This window comes from Sorlinia euscelidii (genome assembly GCF_036452135.1).
In the GTDB taxonomy this organism is placed as follows: Bacteria; Pseudomonadota; Alphaproteobacteria; order Acetobacterales; family Acetobacteraceae; genus Sorlinia; species Sorlinia euscelidii.
The window spans coordinates 456,058-472,060 of the sequence record NZ_JAWJZZ010000001.1 but is presented as its reverse complement, the minus strand read 5'-3'; the positions used below and the strand labels follow the sequence as shown (position 1 = coordinate 472,060).

Genomic DNA, 16,003 nt, shown 5'->3' with positions numbered 1-16,003 from the left:
TCACGATGGGTGCGGCTGATGGGACTCACGCATCCGCAACCGTCTTTGGACGCGGCGCAGCCGTCGCCAACATAAAAGCGCCTGCGTGGCCAGCGTTCCGATCGTCAGCCCGTACGCGGCGATGATGAAGGAGATGTGCGCGCTGATCATCCTTCCTCCCGCGTCACAGCTTGCGCCGTTATGGCTGGCGCATTCACCTCATCGAAGAAAGCCTCATATCTGTCTGAGAAGCGCGTGCGCCGCCATTTTATTTCAAGGAGAGCGGCCCTGACCTGCCCTGTCACCAGCGCTGCGAAACCAAGAAAAAACCCGACCATACAGACGGCGAGTGGCAGCAACATGGAAAGGGACATGGCGGGGGCATGTGTCAGGGTGATGCTGTCAGGCTGGTGAAGTGTGTTCCACCAATTGACGCTGAATTTGATGATTGGCAGATCAACCACCCCGGCCAGCGCCAGGATGGAAGCGGCGCGATAGCCACGTTGCGCATCATCAAAACCTCGAATCAGCGCAATATGACCGATATAGAGGAAAAACAGCAGCAGGACAGAGGTCAGCCGCGCATCCCAGACCCACCACGTGCCCCACATCGGTTTACCCCAGAGCGAGCCGGTGATCAGGCAGAGGGCGGTCACCGTCGCACCAATCGGCCCGATTTCCCGCGCGGCGATATTGGCGATCGGGTGTCGCCAGACGAGGGAGGACGCGCCGCAGATTGCCAGAAGGAAATAGCCGGTCGAGGCCAGTATCGCCATGGGGACATGGATATACATAATGCGCACCGTTTCACCCTGCTGCCAGTCAGCTGGCGCGAAGATCAGCGCCCAGACAAGTCCGACGGCAAGCGTGATGAAGCCCGCAATGGTCAGGAGGGGGAGGAGCCATTGCGTCACCCGGATGAACCGGCCCGGATTGGCGAAGCGCTCCATAAGTTTGGGGCTTTGGGCGGGCCATCCGTCGGGAGATATGTTCGGCATGGTTTTCAAACGAAACTCACGATATAAACGTACAGAATATCGCATACATGATTCACCCCCTGATTGGCCACATAAAGCGGTCATGGTGGCGCAGATCCGCGCCAATGAGATCGGACTATGTCCCGGGAGGGGGCGTTATCGACGCACAAGTAACAAAGCGCGGTCCGGGCCGCGTTGTCAGGGAGCGCATGAAATACTGGTTGATTAAGTCCGAGCCTGCTGCATTTTCCTGGGACATGCAATGTCACAATAATGTCGAGCCCTGGACCGGCGTACGGAATTTTCAGGCGCGTAATAATCTGGCTGCGATGGAAAAAGGTGATCGGGCCTTTTTTTATCATTCCGTGACGGAAAAAGCGATTCGCGGCATCGTTGAGATCGTGCGCACCGCTTACCCGGACCCCACCTCTGATGACCCAAAATGGGTGTGCGTTGACGTGCGCACGGTGAAACCCATGGCGCGGCCCGTTACCCTTGCCCAGATAAAAGCCACGCCGGCACTTTCCGAAATGGCCCTTCTACGGCAATCCCGCCTCTCTGTCGCGTCGATAACGGCGGAAGAATGGGGCGTTATCTGCAAAATGGGCGGCATCACGTGACATGGCGCGGGTCCGCGCCTGATCTGGCCCATAAAGTGGCCGATCCTTTGCGTCGCCGTAAACCGGTTAAGTTGCGGCCCAGACAGGTTTGATGTTCATAAATTCCAGCAGGCCGAACTCGGTCAGCTCCCGCCCGTAACCACTCGCCTTGATTCCGCCGATCGGGAGGTTCGGGTCGGAGCTTGACCCCTTATTGATATTGACAGCCCCGGCTTCAATTTCGCCCGCCAGTCGCTCGGCTTTTGCCAGATCCTTCGTCCAGAGGCTGGATGAAAGGCCGAAATCACTGTCATTCGCCAATCTGATGGCGTCATCCGTATCTTTCGCGACAATGACACAGGCAACAGGGCCGAAGAGCTCCTCCCGGAAACACGCCATTTCCGGCGTCACGTCCGTCAGGAGGGTCGGCGCATACCAGGCGCCAGGTTGACGCGGTTTTGACCCTCCCACAACAAGTTTCGCCCCTTCCTTAACCGCCATCTGCACCTGTTTGTGCAGGGCATCACGCAGGTCAATGCGTGACATCGGGCCGAGAAAGGTCTCTCTATCGAGCGGGTCGCCCGGTTGAATGGCGGCAATACGTTCGGCAAAACGATCGGAGAAGTCTTCCGCAATCGACTCATCGATGATGAATCGCTTCGCCGCAATGCATACCTGACCAGCATTTCCGAAGCGGGACGCGACAGCGCCATCAACGGCTTTTTCAAGGTCGGCATCGGCAAGAATGATGAAAGGGTCAGATCCGCCCAGTTCCATCACCGTCTTTTTACCCGCCTCACCGGCAAGCTGACTGATGGCACGGCCTGCGGCGACACTGCCCGTCAAAGCAACGCCCGCAATGCGTTTGTCCTGGATGATCTGACGGGACTGTTCTCGCCGGAAGTTCGCGGCAATGAAAACATCACCCATCCCGACGGACGCGGCGATATCATTCAACATTAAGCCGCATTGCATGGTGCATTCCGCGGGTTTGACGAGATAGCCGTTACCGCCCGCCATGATCGGCACGGCGGCGCGGATAATCTGATAGAAAGGGAAATTCCAGGGCGTGATGCCAAAAACAGTGCCGACCGGATCGAAACGGAGCCAGGCGCGCCCGGTGGGGATGTTCACTTCGCGCGGCGTCAGGATTCTGGGTGTATTTTCGACGATCCAGCGTGTCAATTGCACGCAACGGTCAATCTCCGCCAAAGATTGGGTGATAGGCTTGCCCATTTCAATGCTGGCCTGCCGGGCAAGATTTTCCTTGGCACTCTCAATCGCGGCGCCAAATTGTTTCAGAAGCTCAAGCCGGGCCGCCATGCCCATATCCCGCCACGTCTCAAAGCCCAGGGCCGCCCGCTGAAGCACGCCATCCACCGCATTATCTTCGATGAAGGGGTGGAAGGCGAGATCCGCGCCTGTTGCCGGGTTCACGGTTTGGATGCCCCAGCTTTTGATGTCTCGATTCATGTTTTGGCGGCCTTTTCACGTCATTTCTTGTTAAACACGTTGGTGCGAGTCGAAGAGAGGCGTCGATTGGCTGAAAATTGGGGTGCAGGACAAGCCCGCCCATCAATCCATGTATCGACCGGGACTTCGACAACTGAGACATAAAACATCGTCGCTTTTCACGATGATGCAAGGTCGCGTCATTTATTCTTTCACCATCGTGGCGTGTGCAACCGGCTGAGCACCGTGCTACTATCGAAACATATTTACTGAGGAGGGTCGCGCCATGACGTCATCTGATGCGTCGTCACCAGGTTTTGCAGTCATCCGGTCGAAACTCGATGCCGATTCATTGCAGCAATTACAGGGCGCTCTTGCCGATGTCGAGAAAGGCCGCGGTCTACTCGTCCGGCTGGCTGATCTCATGGGCGGCGCGATCGGGCAGGCCGCGCGGCTGAGCCTTCAGGGGATCGGGCTGGCGCCATCTCTTCAGGCCAAGTTTCAGGGCATCGCGGAGGTTGCCATCACCCGTGCTTTTGATGTCGCTGTCATGGGCATGTCGAAACCCGTGGCCCGTCCGCGTCATCGCCTCAGAGAGGGGGGTGCTCAGGTTGCGGTGGCGATATCGGGCGCGGTCGGAGGTTTTAGCGGGGCGCTCGGCCTTTTGCCCGATGTGGGCTTCACCACCCTCACTATTATGCGTGAAATCGCCGATATCGCCCGGCAGGAGGGGGAGGATCTGTCCGACCCGGACACGCGCCGGGCTTGTCTGGAAGTCTTTGCTCTGCGAAGCTTCGCCTCGACGGCGCAGGGTGAGGAGAGTGAACTTGGGTTTTTCTCCGCACGCGCGCTGATGCGGGGGCGTCCAATCGTCATGCTGATCGGGGAGGTCGCGTCACATTACGGAATGGGCCTGTCGCGCAAATTTGCCCTCCAAATGATGCCGGTTGCGGGCGCGCTTTGCGGGGCGTCGCTCAATGCGGCATTTCTGGCACATTATCGCTCTCTCGCGCGGGCGCATTTCACAATCCGCCGTCTGGAGCGCACCCACGGCATGAGCGTGCGGGAAACGGCCGACCATATGGCCGAAGCTGCACGTGAAGGTCGCTCAACGACGTGATGGATTTTTACCGAGTGTGAGGATGCCTTCAAAGATACAGCCCGCTAACGCACCAAGAAGACTCACCGTCGATATAATGAACCATAATCCTGCAAGGCGCGGGTAAAAAATATAGATCATCTGCATGATGAAGAAAGAGACGAGAAAGGCTTTTGTCAGTTCCAAAATGCTCTCCATAGCGACCCAGGCCCTGTGCCAGCATAACATTATATGACAGGCGGCAAAACGTCCCGTCGGCGGACGCGCCCTTTTACCATGCAGGATATGCTTGAGGGTTATCACCGAGGGCGTTTCCTAATGGCGGACAATGCGGATGATGAGATTTTGCACTGGTTCCAGCCGTTGCAACGCGGCGTGATGCCACTGAATGACCGGTTTCACCTCCCTCGACGCCTGCGCCGCACGGTTCTGGCCGGTCGTTATGACGTGACCTCTGACCGCGATTTCATGCGCATGCTGGACCTTTGCGCCGCGCAACATCCGACCCGCACGGAGACATGGATCAACCAACCTCTCAGAAAACTCTATCTGGCGCTGTTTGACGCCGGTTACGCGCATTCCATTGAAGTCTGGGCGGGGCGTGAGCTCGTGGGCGGTTTATTCGGCGTCCATATTGGTGGCGCGTTTTTTGGTGAAACGATGGTCTCCCGCGCCAGAGATGCTTCAAAGATTGCGCTGGTTCATCTGGTCGCGACGCTTCGCCGGCAGGGTTTCACCTTGCTTGACACGCAATATCCAACGTCGCACCTTGCGCAATTCGGCTGTCTCATCTGGGACGCATCGCAATATCAGGACGCCCTTTCCGAGGCACTTCAACGCGACGTGGTCTGGTGTGCAGATGTCAGGCTGGATGCTTTAATGTCGGAGATTCAGTCTTTGAAGGTCCGCGATGCGGCCTGACGAGGAATTTAAATTTTTCGGAAAGGATTTTCCGCTCATGTCCTTAAAAACACGTCTCGCTGCCTGCAGTGCCGCCATGATCGCCGGTGTCATGATGCCGGGCGTGCCGTTAACGGCCTTTGCGCAAGTCAAACCCGCGATCGGGAAGGAAAGCGGAACCGCCTCCCAGCATCCCCCCCTGACGCCCATGCGCGATGCAGAAGTCACCTACGCGGTGCAGCCCAAAAAATTCCCGAAACCTCTGGATGTGACCGTATCCTTTAAGGCGGGCGGCGATTTTATGCGGGTCGACGGACCGCAACATATCGCGACCACAATTTTCAATCGCAAAGACCATTTTGTCACGCTGATCCTGCATCAGCAGAAACTTTATAATCGCTTCTCCCCTAAAGTGGGTTTAAGGAACCCCTTCATGCTTGATCTGTCGATGGCTTTCACGCCGCAGGGCCAGGCAAATGTCGCGGGGCTGACCTGCACGCGCTGGGCGATCACCAGTCGGTACGGCGCCGCGACCGCATGTGTGACAGATGACGGCATTATCCTGTCAGAAGAGGGGGTCGATGCTGATGGCGTGAATGGTAAGCTTGTCGCCAAACAGGTCAGTTACCGCGAATTGCCCGGTTCGGTTTTTGACGTGCCTGCGGGTTACAGCGCCCTCCCTGTCAAAAGTGACAAAGAGAAACATTGAAGATATCAGGGACGATGCCGGGGCGGGCGCCGCGCCCATCCATTACGGGGTGCGCTGATATGGGTCTGACTCATTTTGTTACAAAACAAGCGGCTCTCCGCCGTTTTCCCGGCATGTTTCCGCGCCAGTCTGCATGCAGATCCGGCGCGCTGCAAAAATGCCGCACGTCACAATCGCATTTCAGGAGCGTATGATGCGGGGCATTTTCGTCAAAACATTGTTATCGGCAGTGCTGGGCCTTTCAATCTACTTGTCCCCGCCTCTCATGGCGCACCCTTATGGGCACGGATTCCATCGCGGTGGGCCGCATTTTGGCCCCGGCGGTCACCATCGGTTCCGCCCGATGCGCAGGCCCTATTTCGGTCCGCGCGGGCCCTATTGGGGGCCGCGCTTCGGGCCGCCCCTCCCGCCGCCCGTCTTCAATGATGGTTGGGGTTGGGGCTGGGGGCCGGGTTACTGGTATGGCGGCAATGGCCTGGGCACGGGGCTTGTCGTTGGTGGGCTGATTGGCGGGGCCGTGGGCATGGAGGTCGCTTCAAGCGCGCAACAGGTCGTTTATCCGCCAGCGCAGATCAACATCGTCAACGCCCCCATTTATCCGCCCCCGCCGCCTGAATTGCCGCCCGCGCCCCCGTGGTTTCAGCCTGCGCCTTGAGGTTCAGCGCCCTCTTCGGAGCGCGACAGGGGTCTGCACACGCCACACAGGACGAAATAAAATCGAACCTTAAATAACTTGACCTGTTTGCAGGGTGGGCGTTCGACGTGGTTTACGCTATGAGGGTCGTCCATGCCAATTGCCCAAGGGTCGCCTCGATATCTGCGCGGCATCGTGCTGCGCCAGGGATAACGGGCACTCATCAGGACGGAGAAGCGCGTATGATCGACGTTGGAGACAAAGCGCCGAAATTTTCCCTCCAGGCATCGGGGGGACGCACGGTGCAGGACACGGATTATCAGGGGCAGCCCTACCTTCTTTATTTCTATCCCAAGGCCGATACGCCAGGTTGTACCACGCAGGCCTGTGACCTGCAGAGTGATCTGCCACAATTACAAAGGCTTGGCCTTCAGGTGATCGGTGTCAGCCCCGATCCGGTGCCCAAACTTGATAAATTTGCTGAAAAATTCGGACTGACCTTCCCTCTGGCAAGTGATGCGGATCACGCTTTGTCAAAGATTTACGATGTCTGGGTTGAGAAAAAGAATTACGGCAAAACCTATCTTGGTATTCAGCGAAGCTCCTTCCTGATTGATCGCGATGGCAAAATCCGCTGCGTGTGGCGAAACGTCAAAGCTGCGGAACATGCCCGCCTCGTCAAGGAAGCCGCCGCCGAGCTATAGATTGGTGGAACGTGGCACACCGGCATCGGTGAAAGCTGGAACATCCTCTTTCTGGCGAAGGGCGCTTTATGGCGGCCTTGTGATTGCCGCGCTGTCCGCGTTGGGCCTCATTTATCTGGTCATCCAGTTTCGATCAGGCCCGGTGGATGTCACCCCGATCATCTCGCGCTTCTTCCCGATATCGATTGAACGAAGCCTTTTGCGCGGCCCTCCTGCGGGCCGCCTCTCTGCGGCGCGGTTCAGGATCGGCTGGCGCAGTCCGGCGCACGGCCTGCCCTCCGGCTTCGGCGTCTGGGCGGATGATCTCAAAATTATCGGACGGGATGGGGATGTTCTCGTATCGGCGCAGCACGCTTATATGCGCCTCCTGCCGCGCTATCTTCTGCATAAGCGATTCAGACCGGTCACACTAATGGCCGACCATGGTTTTGTGAAATTGCGGTTTTTTGAGGATGGTGATCTTGACCTGGATTGGCCGGATGCGCGTCGCCACATGTATCCGATCCCACCCTTTTCGCTTCGCCTCCTGCATGAGCTGAAAATCGACCATGTGTCGGTCAGCCTTCTTGACAGTGCCTCCGGCAAACTTCTCAGCCTCGACGCGGCGCAGGGCGCTTTGTCACGTGCTTATACCGGGCATTACACTTTATCCTGGGATGGCGCTCTGGAAGGCGGCGTGCGTGCCGGTCCTCAAAACCTGGGACATGTTGCGGTCACGACCCATTCATTGCCGGACGGGTCGGTCTGGCAGGGTGTCCTGCCGATGCAAAACCTTGCAGACCTGCAAAATTTTCTACCGCCCGCCGCAAGCTGGCAGGTGCCTGCGACTTTGACAGGCACCGTCACACTGCGCACGCATGGGCCAGCATTGATGGTGCTTCCGGACTCTCAAATCCATCTCACGCAACTTGATGGGGATGCGAAACTGGGTTCGGGGCATATTCGGCAAAAAAAGGGGCCGGAACTCGCTTTGGGGGATGGTATGGCTGCCATTACGGCTACCCCGCCGGATGCAGCGTCGAATGCGGAGCGACCCATCCTCAGAATGCTGCATCGCACAACCGGGGCAAATGATGCGGCGCGCCTCACACTTTCTCACCTTTCCCTACGGATGCGCGGTGCTGACGGAAAGTTGCATGATGTCACGGCCCGAGGTCAGCTCAATCTCGACCATTTTGCTGCACCGAAAAATATATCGGGTAACATCCATGCCGCTTTGCCCGGGCCTATCCAGATCCCCCAATTGATGACGATATGGCCGATGCAGTTCATCCCGCCGGTCCGGCTCTGGGTTGGGCAGAATTTGACGCAGGGCAGGGCGGAGGGTCTCGATGTCACAGCGCAACTCGCCAGCCCGAACGGGTTCGATAAACTCGATATTGCGGGCCTTCAAGGGAAATGGCATGTGCGGGACGCGACGCTTTTCTGGCGACGTCCCATCCCGCCGGGCATTCACCTTGATGCGGATCTGTCGATCACGCAAAAGGATGCGCTCGATATCGCCTTCCTGCGCGGGTGGCAGACGTCACGCCTGGCATCATCCGGCAAAGCCCCCGGTGGGCAGAATGGCCACTCCCTGCGGTTGAAGGGCGGGCACATGCGCATCAACGGGTTGTTCGACGCCGCCCAGATGGCGGATCTCAAACTCAATCTGGTGGGTGATCTGTCCGGCTTCATCAATGTGCTGTCGGAGCCGGAACTGAAATTACTGAAAGGCAAAAAATTACCGTTCACGAAGCCGTCCGGCCAGGTCGATGCGCAGCTTGCCCTGCAGTTTCCGCTGCATAGCGATGCCCCGCCCGAGACTTTCCGGGCGAATATCAAAGCCGCCTTTCAGAAGGTTGAACTCCAGAACCTCGTGCTGGGGCAATCTGTTTCCGACGTGTCCGGTCATCTGGTGGCAACCCAGTCCCGGATGGCCCTGGATGCGAAAGGCGCTTTCGGGCCATTACCGACACAGGTCCATGTCAATCTCCTCTTCATGCCGAAAGGCGCGTCGGATCAGGCGGAGTCCTTCGATGCGCAATCTGTCGTAACGCCTGGTGATCTTCGCAAAATCCTGCCGGATGCCGAATTCTGGTTCCGGGGTCATGCGCTTCTAAAATCGCATTACGCGGCGACGGAAGATGGTCACGCATCACTTCAGACATCGCTTGACATGCAAGATGCCGGGATTTCGATCCCCTTATGGCAAAAGCCGCCCGGCATGGCCGCCAAGGCGATGGCGGAGGTCAAATTCCATAATCGCATCATTACGGATCTGCCGCGTTTCGCCGTCACCGGGGACAATATTGATGTGTCAGGTTGGGGGCAAACTGATCATGGTAAGATCTCCATTCTGACACTCAATAAAATGTGCCTCGCTGGCAGTTCAGGGACGGGACGTGTGGTGTTTCCGGCGCGTCGCGAGACGCCTGTGGATGCGCGCCTCAGCCTTTCGAGGCTCGACATCACGCCATGGCTGCAAAAGCCGGGAAATGCTGCATCGTCCAAAGCCGGGCACGAAACGCCGAAGGCGCATCCCGTGTCTCCGGAGGCCGCGCATTGGCAGGCCTCATTGCGGGCTGATGACGTGGTTTACCGTGGGCGGGCGATATACAAGGATTTGCAGTTCACGTCGGCGGGGCAGGGGATACGTGTCAGGCGCGGGACTTTATATGCGGGCGGTGTTTCCCCCCTCAGCGCGGAACTCACACCTAAGGGGCAGCGCGCGCATCTGCAAATTCACGTGCAAAATCTGGGAGGAAGTCTCGAAAATCTCGCCATTTATGATCGGCTCGAGGGCGGACATCTTGCCTTTGATGGTGTGACGGAAGGGGATTGCTGCCAGGCCCTTCCGCGGATGCGCGGCCAGCTGGATGTCGGTGCTTTCAACTTTCGTAAGCCGCCACGCCTGTTGCAGACATTGGCCCATGCTGCGTTAGTGGATTGGTCAAAAACAAATCCGCAGCGTTTCGCGTTGGATCGCCTCCATGCCAAACTGACGATTGACCCCTCTCAGATACTGATCGAAGACGGGTATTTCGGCAATCGCGCCCTCGGGGCGACGCTGCGCGGCCTCGTCAATTTGCGCCAGAAGAAGCTTGACCTGCATGGGACGGTCATTCCCGCCTTCGGGTTTAATGCGATATTGGGACGCTTCCCGAAACTCGGCCATCTCTTCTCCCCTGAAAAAGAGGGGGGCGTTTTTGCCGCGACTTATGTGATCACGGGTGATTTCAAAGATCCGCATCTTGAAGCCAATCCGTTTTCCGTTTTTCTGCCTGGCGTGATACGATCCTTCAACGAATAGAATGTGATGTGAAGGGCCTTGACGCGGACTGAAGTTGCGTCAGGGCTGGGGGAGGGTTCGATGGGCGCAGCAGCCGAAGATGATTTGTTTGGCACCGCGTCACCGCCGGAATCAGATCCCCGACGCACCCAAACCAACGTGTCACTGAAAACCCAGCCCCTTGCGGATCGCCTCCGCCCGACGCGGCTGCGTGACGTGGTGGGGCAGGCGCATCTTCTCGGCGAGGCGGGGCGCATCACGCGCATGCTGACGCAATCCAGCCTTTCGAGCCTCATTTTGTGGGGCGGGCCGGGTTGCGGTAAAACCACGATGGCGCGCCTTCTGGCGGGTGAGGCTGGGCTGCGTTTCGCGCCGATATCCGCCGTGTTCTCCGGTGTGGCGGAGCTCAAGAAGGAATTTGACGCGGCGCAACGCTACCAGGCTGCATCCGGGCGGGGCACCCTGTTATTCGTGGATGAGATCCATCGTTTCAACCGTGCCCAGCAGGATAGTTTCCTCCCCTTTGTGGAGAAGGGGACGGTTGTGCTGGTCGGCGCCACGACGGAAAATCCGTCCTTTTCCCTGAATAGTGCACTCCTCTCACGCTGTCAGGTTCTCATTCTTAACCGATTGGATGATGCCGCCCTTGAAGCACTGCTTCAGCGCGCTGAAGATGATGCAGGGCGGGCGCTCCCGTTGACACCGGATGCGCGCGCCAGTCTGCGCGCCATGGCGGATGGGGATGGGCGCTACCTGCTGAACCTTGCGGAGCAGCTCCTCTCCCTCAAAGCGGAGGCTCCCCTTGATTCAACGGCTTTATCCGCCATCCTCACACGTCGCGCCGCCTTATATGATCGGGATCGGGAAGAGCATTATAATCTCATCTCCGCCCTGCATAAAGCACTGCGCGGCTCTGACCCCGATGCGGCGCTCTACTGGTTTGCCCGCATGTTGGAAGGGGGGAGGACCCGCGTTACATTGCCCGCCGGCTGAATCGTTTTGCTGCGGAAGATATTGGTATGGCTGACCCAACCGCCCTGCCGCTTTCCATCGCGGCATGGCAGAGTTATGAGCGCCTCGGCAGCCCGGAAGGCGAGTTGGCTTTAGCGCAACTTATCGTGCATCTGGCCACGGCCCCGAAGTCAAATGCTGTCTACACCGCCTATAAAATGGCGCGGGCCACGGCGCGTGAGACGGGTAGCCTCGGCCCGCCTTTGCATATCCGTAATGCGCCCACCCAATTGATGCGGGAAATCGGTTACGGCAAAGGTTATGAATATGATCACGACGCTGAAGACGGGTTTTCAGGTCAGAATTTCTTCCCCGATGACATGGCGCGTGTGACATTTTACCGCCCGACGCCGCGCGGCCACGAGGCTGAAATCACGAAAGTTCTGGACAATTACGCACGACTCCGGGCAAGGCGTGGGTCATGAGTGTCATGACACGTGTTATCGACCAGGATGAGGCCGAGATGAGGGTCGATCGCTGGTTCCGCCGGCATTATCCTTCTCTCACCCAAGGGGCCCTGCAGAAATTATGTCGAACCGGGCAGATCCGCCTCGACGGAAAGCGCGTCACAGCATCAACGCGCGTCATTGCCGGGCAGAATCTTCGTATCCCTCCATTACCCGAAGGGGCGCGTGCGCCGCTCGGTGGGCAGAAGCGCCCCCTTGACCCCAGCCTGATCCGTGACATCCAACGTATGGTTGTCTATCAGGATAAAGCGTTAATCGTGCTCAATAAGCCGTCCGGCCTGGCGACGCAGGGCGGGCCCGGGATCACAACGCATATTGACATGATGCTTGATGGGCTGCGGGAGGGGGAGGCGGAGCGTCCCCGCCTTGTTCACCGCATTGATCGTGACACGTCGGGGCTCCTCCTGGTGGCGCGCACGCCGGGCGTGGCAGCAAAACTGGCGGCGGCTTTTCGCGGGCGACATGTCAAAAAAACCTATTGGGCGGTCGTGGTCGGGCGTCCCTCCCCGCAATCCGGCACGATTGATCAACCCCTCGTGAAATTGGGGGCCGGGCAGGGCGCACTGATGATGGCGGCGGATCGGAAGGATGCCGATGCCCAGCGGGCCTTGACGGATTATGAGGTTGTCGATGCGGCGGGGCGCAAACTGACCTGGCTGCAACTCAACCCCCTGACAGGGCGGACGCACCAATTGCGCGTGCATTGTGAAAGCCTCGGGACACCGATATTAGGTGACCCGAAATATGGCGGGGATAAAACCCATATTGAGGGTTTCGAAGATCGCCTGCATCTCCATGCACGGCATCTTGAAATTCCGCATCCTGAGGGCGGTATGTTAAGCGTTGCCGCGCCATTGCCGCCCCATATGAATGAAACGTTCCGCCGCCTTGGATTTGCGGCGGGCGAGACCCCGAAGGCGAAACGTTTAAAAAACAAGGCGGGCTCATGATGAAACGCATATTGGCGGGTTTAGTCGTCATTCTCAGTCTGGCCGCGATCGGCATCGTTGCGACACAGATCATCCTCAGCCGTTTGATTGACCGGCAGCATCTCATTGCGCTGGTCAAAGCGCATACGGGCGATGATCTTCAATTTGGCGGGGTCCGTGTTTCCGCCTTTCCGCAAATCGGCCTGACTCTGGAACATGTCACGCTTCGCGACCCGGATTTCGTGGAAGGCGCGCCGATGGCACAGGTGGGTTCCGTCCGCGTGGCGGTCGATATCCTGCCCCTTCTGCATCATAATCTCCGCATCAAGCGGATCGACCTTGAAAATGGCCAGATCAACATGCGCCGCGATGCGTCCGGTAAGGCGAACTGGATGCTTCACCCGGTGCAAGAGGCCCGCTCGGATTCAGCCGATGGGCATGTTGTGTCGGGCCGGAAGCAGAAATACCGCGTGCATCTCGCGGGGATCAGGCTGCGTAACGTTATTTGCAGCCTTGATGATCAGCTTACCCATCGTTCCGGCCAGGTTCTGATTGAAAATGCGACGTTTGACGGGCTGCGCTCCAACGCGCCGGCGATTGAAGTGCATGCGCGTCATGGTGAGACACCTTTCAGCCTGAGTGGTCATGTCGGTTCATTCGCGGACTTCGAGAATCCGCGCAAACCCTGGCATATCGGGTTGGGCCTGATCCTCGGCTCCGGCGATCGTGAGGATGGCTGGGTGAATTACTCAGGCGCCTTGCGGGATGTCACGCATTTGCGGGGCTGGTCAGGGGAAATCAAAGCGCGGATGCGTCGGACACAACAACTGCAGGCAATCTTCAGTCATGTCCGCCTGCCGGATATAGAGGGGCTTTCCGGGCGGGTCGTCTTCAGTGATCATCCGCTTTCGGAGGATCCCGCCCGCCAGGACAATGATAAACGCCCCTGGTATCAGTCCCTGACGCTGGAGATGGCGGACCTCGATATTGGCTACTTACATGTGCCTGGTTTTTTTGAAGGGCGAAATATCAGCGTGTCCGCCCGGAACACGCGGGATGCATTGAAATTTTCGACCGTCATTCCGTCCCCCGGGAAGGATTGGGCCATTCAGGCAACCGTCCCGGCTTTGTCTGACCTTAATGACTCTCTGCATAGCCGTTTTGAAAAAACCTTTCCTTTCTCAGCGCGTCTGGCGCCGAACACGCACCGGATCGCTTTTTTTGACCGGGATGGCGTGATTCACGTCAACGGGCATGCGGGACGATCTGAGGCGTCATTTGACATGGATGGGCGCGCGCAATATCTCCCTGTCGGGCCAATCCTCCTCGAAGACGCGATTTTTGACGCCCGCGCGGAGGCGCATTTCGGCACATCCCTCGACGTTAAGAGCCTGAAACTCAGAAGTCGCGCTTTAAGCCTCAATGGGCAGGGCCATGTGACCTTCCCTCCTGATGCGACATCGCGGGGCAAGGTTAAGGCGCAGTTTGATGTGACGCATGTCGACTTCCTGAACCTCAAGCAGGTGGCGCCCCCACCTGTCATCGCGCCGAAGCCGGAAGCACGTTCGGAAACGACGCCTTCCCCTGCCGTACCGCCACCGACGGACGCCGGCGCGACGGCGGAGGCTGCGCCGTCTTCAGATGAAGCGGCCATCAAAAGTTATTGGGTGCAGGATAGCTGGCGGCGACTCTCTGACGGCGTGGCCGATAAATTTGACTGGTCCATCATCGCGAACGGAAAGAACCTCAAATTTGGTGACCAGCTTTATGATGCTGTGAAACTCAGTGCAGATTATGCCGCTCAGGTCTGGCGTCTGAACCTTTCTGAAAACAGCGCCAAAACCGGTATGATGGTGGGCAGTGTCGTCTATAATGGTGAGACGTCCTCCCCATCCCTCGTACTCCATGCGTCGCCCGTGACGGTTCCGGCGGAATTGCTGCTTGGCGCGCTGGATATGGCCCCCTTTCTGAAGGGACCGGTTGAAATTGTGGGTGATCTCCAAGGGCCAGCAACCTCACGTGCTGCGTTTCAACGTCATATGACGGGCCATCTCGGCCTTTCCATGGTGGGCGGGCGCATCCGGACGGCGCCCTTCCGGCCCTATCTGAAAGGTGGGATCGGGGCTTTTCTGGATGGGAGTGAACTTCCCGTGCGGTGCTTCGGTCTGCATATGAATGTGGCGCCGACGCAACTTGATGTCGATCTGATCGGGCTCGATGCGGCACCTGTGGAAATGTCGGGTCACGGGACCTTTAACCGGGAGAGTGAAACACTCGATTTCAGCATCGAGCCGGTCATTTCCGTCGCCGGGGCAGGTGCGTCAAAGCGCCTGCGCGTGCAAGGATTGCTGGAAAATCCACATGTGACCGCGGCGCAGGGTGAAGATGGCCGAACCGGCTTTACAATCAATGAGCAGAAAACTGATCGCTGTCCCGCATGGCTGCATACAGCGCGTGAAGGCCGGGCCGGCGTGAATGCGGCAATGGTGAAAAAGAGCAAGGGCGCGGCAGATCTGTTGAAAAGCCTCGGCTTGTTCCGGTGAGGGGCGGCCGGGTTTTCTGGTCTGAGGTCACGATTGAACGCGCGGCGGATGGTTGGGGCATCATGCTTGACGGGAAACCGATCACGCTCCCAGCCGGGTCACGCTTGGTTGTGTCCGCTGCCGCCCTCGCTGGCGGAATCGCCGATGAATGGCGATCCTGCCGCAAAAATACGATGTTCAAGCCGGACTGCATGCCGCTTACGCAACTAGCGGCCACGCAATTGGAACGCGTTGCGCCGCGTCGGCATGAGGTCGTGGGGCAGTTGATCCGTATCTTCCGCGCTGACGCGCTTTTATATCGCCATGGTGATGACTCGCTGGGGCGGGCGCAGACGCGGGTTTTCGCGTCACCGCGTGCGAAGTTTGAGGCGATGTTTGGATGTGATCTGCCCTGGGCTGAAGAGATCACACCGACTGACATCGCGGATGGGGTTATCGAAGCTGTTGAAGCGCGATTATCAAGCTATGACGATGTCACCCTGACCGGCCTCTCCGTCCTTTCATCCATGACGGCGAGCCTCATCCTCGCCCATGCCATTTTTTCCGGTGCCGTCACGATTGATGAGGGGATTGCCTGCGCCTTTATCGAAGAGAACGCACAGATGGCGCGCTGGGGGCGCGACAGTGAACGTGAGGCGGGACAGGCATCCTGCTGCCGTGAGATGGCGCACGTGCTGCGCTATGCTGCCTTGAGTGCGGCAGGCCATGCGGTGTGACGGGTTTCAGCGC

At 58.4% G+C, this 16,003-nt stretch carries 14 protein-coding genes and 1 pseudogene; 11 read left to right on the top strand and 4 right to left on the bottom strand.

Features of this window, described 5'->3' with window-relative positions:
• Positions 1-150: a heme exporter protein CcmD gene (ccmD, locus tag CGLAMM_RS02195; RefSeq protein ID WP_394819520.1), complete on the bottom strand. Its 150-nt coding sequence runs from the start codon at positions 148-150 to the stop codon at positions 1-3.
• Complete coding sequence (locus CGLAMM_RS02190; RefSeq protein WP_394819521.1) at positions 147-977, bottom strand: heme ABC transporter permease; 831 nt, start codon at positions 975-977, stop codon at positions 147-149. The genes ccmD and CGLAMM_RS02190 overlap by 4 nt, the downstream gene beginning before the upstream one ends.
• 188 nt (positions 978-1,165) lie before the next feature.
• Between CGLAMM_RS02190 and CGLAMM_RS02185 the strand changes: the two genes are divergently transcribed.
• Complete coding sequence (locus CGLAMM_RS02185) at positions 1,166-1,576, top strand: EVE domain-containing protein (RefSeq protein ID WP_394819735.1); 411 nt, start codon at positions 1,166-1,168, stop codon at positions 1,574-1,576.
• A 66-nt stretch (positions 1,577-1,642) separates the two neighbouring features.
• Here CGLAMM_RS02185 and CGLAMM_RS02180 read toward each other — a convergent pair whose 3' ends face one another.
• Complete coding sequence (locus CGLAMM_RS02180) at positions 1,643-3,028, bottom strand: NAD-dependent succinate-semialdehyde dehydrogenase (RefSeq protein WP_394819522.1); 1,386 nt, start codon at positions 3,026-3,028, stop codon at positions 1,643-1,645.
• A 265-nt stretch (positions 3,029-3,293) separates the two neighbouring features.
• Here CGLAMM_RS02180 and CGLAMM_RS02175 point away from each other — a divergent pair, with 265 nt between their 5' ends.
• The gene (locus tag CGLAMM_RS02175) at positions 3,294-4,127 is read left to right on the top strand and encodes an EcsC family protein (RefSeq protein ID WP_394819523.1); all 834 of its coding nucleotides are present in this window, start codon (positions 3,294-3,296) and stop codon (positions 4,125-4,127) included.
• Here CGLAMM_RS02175 and CGLAMM_RS02170 read toward each other — a convergent pair.
• The gene (locus CGLAMM_RS02170; RefSeq protein ID WP_394819524.1) at positions 4,116-4,292 is read right to left on the bottom strand and encodes a hypothetical protein; all 177 of its coding nucleotides are present in this window, start codon (positions 4,290-4,292) and stop codon (positions 4,116-4,118) included. The genes CGLAMM_RS02175 and CGLAMM_RS02170 overlap by 12 nt on opposite strands.
• A 45-nt stretch (positions 4,293-4,337) precedes the next feature.
• On the opposite strand from CGLAMM_RS02170, the gene aat reads away from it, so the two are divergent.
• From aat to CGLAMM_RS02125, 9 genes and pseudogenes are all read left to right on the top strand, one after another.
• Positions 4,338-5,027, top strand: coding sequence for a leucyl/phenylalanyl-tRNA--protein transferase (gene aat / locus CGLAMM_RS02165; protein WP_394819525.1), 690 nt, complete (start codon positions 4,338-4,340; stop codon positions 5,025-5,027).
• Positions 5,028-5,064: 37 nt separating this feature from the next.
• The gene (locus CGLAMM_RS02160) at positions 5,065-5,715 is read left to right on the top strand and encodes a hypothetical protein (protein WP_394819526.1); all 651 of its coding nucleotides are present in this window, start codon (positions 5,065-5,067) and stop codon (positions 5,713-5,715) included.
• Positions 5,716-5,872: 157 nt separating this feature from the next.
• Entirely contained in the window at positions 5,873-6,370 is a 498-nt protein-coding gene (locus tag CGLAMM_RS02155; protein ID WP_394819527.1) for a hypothetical protein, read from the top strand.
• 221 nt (positions 6,371-6,591) lie between these two features.
• On the top strand, positions 6,592-7,053 hold the full coding sequence (gene bcp, locus CGLAMM_RS02150; protein ID WP_394819528.1) for a thioredoxin-dependent thiol peroxidase: 462 nt from the start codon (positions 6,592-6,594) through the stop codon (positions 7,051-7,053).
• A 1-nt stretch (position 7,054) separates the two neighbouring features.
• Positions 7,055-10,345, top strand: a complete 3,291-nt coding sequence (locus tag CGLAMM_RS02145; RefSeq protein WP_471821665.1) for a hypothetical protein — start codon at positions 7,055-7,057, stop codon at positions 10,343-10,345.
• Between the two features lie 60 nt (positions 10,346-10,405).
• Positions 10,406-11,760: pseudogene (locus CGLAMM_RS02140) on the top strand (replication-associated recombination protein A).
• Entirely contained in the window at positions 11,757-12,752 is a 996-nt protein-coding gene (locus tag CGLAMM_RS02135) for an RluA family pseudouridine synthase (protein ID WP_394819531.1), read from the top strand. Before CGLAMM_RS02140 ends, CGLAMM_RS02135 begins: the two are co-directional and overlap by 4 nt.
• Positions 12,749-15,274, top strand: coding sequence for an AsmA family protein (locus tag CGLAMM_RS02130; RefSeq protein WP_394819532.1), 2,526 nt, complete (start codon positions 12,749-12,751; stop codon positions 15,272-15,274). The genes CGLAMM_RS02135 and CGLAMM_RS02130 overlap by 4 nt, the downstream gene beginning before the upstream one ends.
• On the top strand, positions 15,271-15,990 hold the full coding sequence (locus tag CGLAMM_RS02125; RefSeq protein ID WP_394819533.1) for an ATP12 family protein: 720 nt from the start codon (positions 15,271-15,273) through the stop codon (positions 15,988-15,990). Before CGLAMM_RS02130 ends, CGLAMM_RS02125 begins: the two co-directional genes overlap by 4 nt.
• Positions 15,991-16,003: the final 13 nt, after the last annotated feature.